The organism is Paenibacillus sp. 01T422 (genome assembly GCF_056398785.1).
Map to the genome: position 1 here is coordinate 1 of NZ_JBFTQB010000394.1, position 5,570 is coordinate 5,570.

The 5,570-nt window shown below is 43.5% G+C and carries 5 protein-coding genes; 1 reads left to right on the forward strand and 4 read right to left on the reverse strand.

Features of this window, described 5'->3' with window-relative positions; translation table 11 throughout:
• Positions 1-604: 604 nt before the first annotated feature.
• The 4 genes from AC1DUA_RS21120 to AC1DUA_RS21135 form a co-directional block, all read right to left on the reverse strand.
• Positions 605-1,153 (reverse strand): GNAT family N-acetyltransferase, encoded by a 549-nt coding sequence (locus AC1DUA_RS21120; protein ID WP_477501646.1) that lies wholly within the window; start codon positions 1,151-1,153, stop codon positions 605-607.
• A 221-nt stretch (positions 1,154-1,374) separates the two neighbouring features.
• Positions 1,375-3,141, reverse strand: a complete 1,767-nt coding sequence (locus tag AC1DUA_RS21125) for a Rieske (2Fe-2S) protein (protein ID WP_477501647.1) — start codon at positions 3,139-3,141, stop codon at positions 1,375-1,377.
• 383 nt (positions 3,142-3,524) lie between these two features.
• Positions 3,525-3,920: a (R)-mandelonitrile lyase gene (locus AC1DUA_RS21130; protein ID WP_477501648.1), complete on the reverse strand. Its 396-nt coding sequence runs from the start codon at positions 3,918-3,920 to the stop codon at positions 3,525-3,527.
• Positions 3,921-4,116: 196 nt separating this feature from the next.
• Positions 4,117-5,157 carry an NAD(P)-dependent alcohol dehydrogenase gene (locus tag AC1DUA_RS21135; protein ID WP_477501649.1) on the reverse strand — a complete coding sequence of 347 codons (1,041 nt, stop codon included), beginning with the start codon at positions 5,155-5,157 and terminating at the stop codon, positions 4,117-4,119.
• A gap of 202 nt (positions 5,158-5,359) precedes the next feature.
• On the opposite strand from AC1DUA_RS21135, the gene AC1DUA_RS21140 reads away from it, so the two are divergent.
• The coding region (locus AC1DUA_RS21140) for a TetR/AcrR family transcriptional regulator (protein ID WP_477501650.1) at positions 5,360-5,570 on the forward strand (211 nt) is incomplete at its 3' end.

The following is a 5,570-nucleotide window of genomic DNA, read 5'->3' on the forward strand; positions in this document are numbered from 1 at the left end:
TAATAAAGAAGGCTAATGAAAGAATAATGAAAGAATTATACGATTTTGCGTAGGATCATTCCTTGTGGTTTTTGGCGTTTTTGGTTAAGTCGGTTTTGAAGAATGCCGTTATATCTATTGGTGATATTGGATGGTCTATTAGGATACTTCTGGCGAACGAGCAAGGGAAGCTATTACTGCCACTCATGTAAATGCAAAACAAAAGCAGAAGAATCTTTTGCTGGATTCCTCTGCTTGTTTTATTGCTATGAAAAATGATGTGGAGTTTGAGTTTTCTTTGGATTGGGTTTGTAATCATAGGGCATTTAGCTGTTTTTGCAACCGTTCAGAAGGTGTTCATAATGAGTAATTGTCGTATACGCAGCAGAATGAAAAAGCGAGCCTGTAGGTAACTCGATACTAATAGATTTTACTTATCAAAGTAACTTTTTAGCGAAGAGATTTAGAATTCACTTGTACTATTCTCTCATTACTTCAACGCAGAAAAAGGAGCTGCCACGAAGCAAGCCCCTTGCTTATAATTTACCATAATTGATCTGATTTGTTTGAACTGCTCGCCTCACTGTGGAGCAGCGGCGGATCTAGACTTGAAAAATAAAGCTACTTAACGTACTTCAAAGTCTTTCTTAAGCAATGCATATAGGGCGGTATCAACAAACTGATTCCTCCAATAAAAATGTTCCTTTAGTATCCCTTCTTCTCTAAATCCAACTTTCTCAAGAACCTTTCTTGATCCCACATTTTCTGGTTCTACAAATGCCTCAATTCGGTTTAATCCAAGATTGTTAAATCCGAATTCAGTTATTTTCGGAATCACTTCAGTCATATAACCTTGCTGCCAATATTCAGGTGATAGTTCATATCCAATCTCAATTTTACAATGATTTTTCGCCCAACTATGAAATCCACATGTTCCAATTACTCTGCTTTCCGAACGCAAAGTGATTCCCCAGCGAATACCTTGATTATTATCAAATCTCTGATTCCATTTGCGAATTAGTTCTTCTGCTTGTTCGATATTCGTGAAACTCTCCAAATCATAAAATTTCGTAACTTCATCCATAGAGAAATATTGAAATATTTCTTTTGAATCATCTTGTTTAATCTGTCTAAGTACAAATCTTTCTGTTTCTAAAATAGGGAATCGAGGCATGTTTTTCTCCTTCCTTATTTTAGGATATAGGGATAATCATGTTGTAAAAAAAACGACAAGAAAATCCCTACATCCGAAAGAAACCTTAATAAATCAAGGTTTCTTAATAGGTACTTTCATGTCGTTGTACTTTAGTCGGATGACAAAAACATTATCACATTCCCGATCGATCATCGAAACATTTAGTGTGATGTCACACTCCACAGAGATCCAACTTTCTGTCATTCCTCTTCAAACAACCGTTCACCTTTATGCAATCTCCAGGCAATTTTGGCCGTATGAGGGAGCTCACGCGCGGTTGGCGCATGTGCTGCCAGATATCGAGTACAAGCGAGCAACATCGTTTCTTTGGCCTTTTCCGCAAAAGAGCCTGTCACTGCTTGCCAGTGATTGTATTCGGCCACAGAAGCTTCATACATTTGGAAAGAATGGAATTCAGCATCCTCTCGCAGCAATGCATGGCCAAGCGTATTAAGAAGTGCTCCAGGATCTCCATTGCCATGTATGTAGTCCACAACCCATTGCGCGGCTGGGCCAACCTGTTGGCGCAGATCGAGCAAATCGAGCACCTCCTGATGATTGGTTGGCGTGGCGGAGCTGGATGGCTTCGGCCGCATGGCTGTCGGTACGTTTAAGAAACGGTCCAGATATACGCTGACGGCTCCATGGAAAATCGCGCGCTGCAGAAGTGGTTCATCCGACTGTAGCAGCCTTTTATGTACGGCGTGAGCATAGGTGAACGTGTGGAGTACTGCAATCCAATCGCGAAAATCATTCTGTGTATGGAATCGAACGATCCGTTCCGCGGCTGCCAAAGCAACGATTTGAGCCAACTGCGCCGGAGCCGTTCCGGAGATAAGCAGGTCGCGCAGCAAAGTTATCGTCTGCTCCGGCGTATCGCTCAGCAAATACTGCAGCAATTGGTGTTCCTGTTCCACTGAAAGAGCTATCTGCTGCCTTGACCCGTCCACCCGCTTCGCTTGAGCAGCATTAAGCTCCAACTCAGTGACCGCTTTCTTGATTGGCTCTACGAGGTTTACCGGTGCCTGCCACTGGTGCAGCTCCTCGCTCCGTGTTGGGCGAACCATCATTGGGACGAGTGAAGTTAAAATCCGCTCCCTTTGTGAGACATCCGCCCACTCCAGCGCCTCAAAAGCTTTATTATGGAAATCAAACACATGGCCGCCGTCCAAGTAAAAGTGATCTGTTGCGGCGGCAAGCATCATGTCCGAAAGGTACTTCGTGTCAACGCCTTTCATAATGGCGGTCATTAGCACTTTCTCAGCGCCCTGCGTATCCCGCACCTCGATACAGCTGCGATACCACTCGGTCAACCGTTCGAAATGCACGTCAGTCGAGGGCAGAGCTGACAGTAAATGACGGGTTCCTCTGCCCGAGCTGCCTCGAGCAACATGGACAAGGCCTTGGTATAAAGCAAGTATTCTTCCATTTTTGTCTAACTTATCGACGATTTGCACCATCGCTGTAAGAATCGTAAGTCCGGCGTTCCAGCCCGTTCCATATGTGGTGCCGAATTCGATGCCAATACGGGCGATATCTTGCTCCGGCACYCCAGCTTCGATTAGTCCGACGACCGCTTTTGCGATAACGATGCCTATATTTTGCTCAAGCCCTTCTTTCAATCTATGCTTATATTTTTGCGCGCCTTCTACTCTTCTAGATACCGGATTTACCCATACTTCGCCGCCATCRACGTACACTTCGTACGACGGAACATCATCTGCCCACGGATCAAGCGTACCACCGCTGCAGACATCGAACCGGGCATGATGCCAATGGCATGTCAATATCCCGTCGCATAAACTTCCCATTTGAAGTGGAAATCCTAAATGCGGGCAGCGGTTATCCACGGCATATACTTGGTCTTCATGATAAAAGACAGCGATACCTCCTCGAATAACCTTTTTGCCTACAAGTTTAAGCGCTTCCAATTCACCTGCTGAAATCCAGTTTAAACTGACATTCATCGATACAGCCTCCTTTATTTTTCAAGCTGCACTCCAAACTACAACAGTCGCAATTGGTCAGAACTCTCTGTGTTCTAATCATCATTTCTTATTATACCTTAGTGTATCCGTCGAGTGGAAATAAAGGTTTGGACCGTGTATTTTCCCATTCACAGTCTGGGAGGTTTGGCGGATGCTGAGCTGCTTTTACTTAGGCTTGTTACAATCATGCTTTCTCCTCTCCTGTGAATTGACTTATAAAYGAGAAAACAACAAGTTGCCCCAAAGTAAGTACATTGAGGCAAGTCTTATTGCACAAAAAGTGTAATAATATTAGAAAATTATTTCGGCAGTCAACGCTGCAATTGGATCTATCACAATTCCATTGTCAAACTAATGCGTGCCTAGGACTGGTATTGATCGTCACTTACTTTTTCCAACCATTCAACAGCCTTACCGTTCAGACGCTCTTGAATGGCTGTATGCGTCATAAATGTAGTTGGCGAAGCACCATGCCAGTGCTTCTCGCCAGGTGGGAACCAAACCACGTCACCGGGACTAATTTCCTCGATCTGACCTCCCCAGCGTTGTACTCGTCCTTTTCCTGCCGTTACGATTAACGTCTGACCTAGAGGATGAGTATGCCATGCAGTCCGCGCACCTGGCTCGAACGTAACGCTTGCTCCTGCTACACGAGCAGGATCTGCTGCTTCAAATAGTGGATCAATGCGAACCGTGCCAGTGAAATATTCAGACGGTCCTTTGCCCGAAGGTTGGGACCCGACTTTTCTGATTTCCATTTTCTATATTCCTCCATTAGAGTTATGAATTTTTTTCGTATTGTTTATAACGCCTACAGTAATAAGAAGGTTGTGATCCCTATTAATAGTATTCCTAGAAGCCCCATAAAAACAAACATACCAATCCAATGCCGAAAATGCGGCTAATATTAAGCCAAATGGAGCGAATGGTTTTTAACTTTATCATCCATTCGTTTTATAAAGTTGATATGTCGATAACGAATCGGTATCGCACGTCACTACGCAGAATTCGCTCATAGGCTTCATCAACTTGATCGGCACGGATAATCTCGATTTGAGGCAAAATACCATGCGCGGCAGCAAAATGAAGCATCTCTTGCGTTTCCGCAAGTCCGCCTACTAAGGACCCCGCAATACTGCGGCGACTCATGATTAGAGAAAAAACGTTGTATTGACTCGGTTCTGCGGGTGCTCCGACATTAACAAGCGTTCCGTCTACACGAAGTAACGATAAATACGAATCGACATCAATGTTGGCGGATATGGTGTTAAGAATCAGGTCGAATTGTCCGGCTAGCGTATTGAAAGTTTCAGAATTAAGCGTTGAAAAATAATAATCCGCACCAAAACTTAACGCTTCGTTTTCCTTATCTTTTGCACGACTTAACACAGTAACTTCTGCTCCCATCGCATGCGCGAATTGTATCGCAACGTGGCCCAAACCACCCATCCCCAGAATAGCTATCTTTTTTCCTGGGCTGGCATTCCAACGCTTCAACGGGGAGTACGTGGTAATACCGGCACACAAAAGAGGACTGGCTACATCCAACTTCATGCCATCCGGGATATGCACAACGAACCTTTCAGTAACAACAATGTTTTGGCTGTAACCGCCATAGGTTGGATTGCCATCATAGTCCAAGGAGTTATAGGTAGCTACAAAGCCYTTTAAACAATGCTGCTCCTCTCCTCGGAGGCAGTATTCGCACTCTCCACAAGAGTCCACATAGCAGCCAACACCAACACGGTCACCTACAGCAAATTTCGTCACATTCTCCCCAACCGCTGTTACAACTCCCRTAATTTCATGACCGGGCACCATGGGGAAGATCCCGCCTGCCCAGTCCCCGTGTGCACTATGAATATCGGAATGACAAATGCCGCTAAACTTAATATCGATCGACAGGTCATCCGGACGTAATTGTCTTCTTTCAATCGTAGTCTTTTCAAATAGCGCTTTGGCCTTTGAAATGCTTAGAACGTGCGTTGTGCACATGTGTGTTGTCTCCTTTTAATAAATCAATTAGAGATGATTAGGCAATCATATTTGATTAGCAATATAAATTTGATTAACCAACTAGTGTCTATTATTATATAATCAAGCATGTAAATTCAATGGTTAAAGAAACGCAATCTGTTGATATATCAACAGAACTGCGAAATGTGTTAAGTATTTTAGAAAGTTTGGTGAATATACAATGGCTAAAACAGATCGGCGCATCCTAAAAACGCAGGAATCTTTGAAAAAAGCTGTTATTGAACTGATGACTGAAAAAAATTTCAATGATATAACCATTCAGGATATTTCAGATCGGGCTAACCTAAATCGAGGAACCATTTATCTTCATTATCAGGACAAATTTGATTTATTGGATAAACTCATTCAAACACACCTCGATGAGTTAGAGG

Excerpts from the sequence above, each read along its gene's own strand:
- AC1DUA_RS21120 (WP_477501646.1), bottom strand. The coding sequence starts at position 1,153 with ATGCCTCGATTCCCTATTTTAGAAACAGAAAGATTTGTACTTAGACAG.
- AC1DUA_RS21130 (WP_477501648.1), bottom strand. The coding sequence starts at position 3,920 with ATGGAAATCAGAAAAGTCGGGTCCCAACCTTCGGGCAAAGGACCGTCT.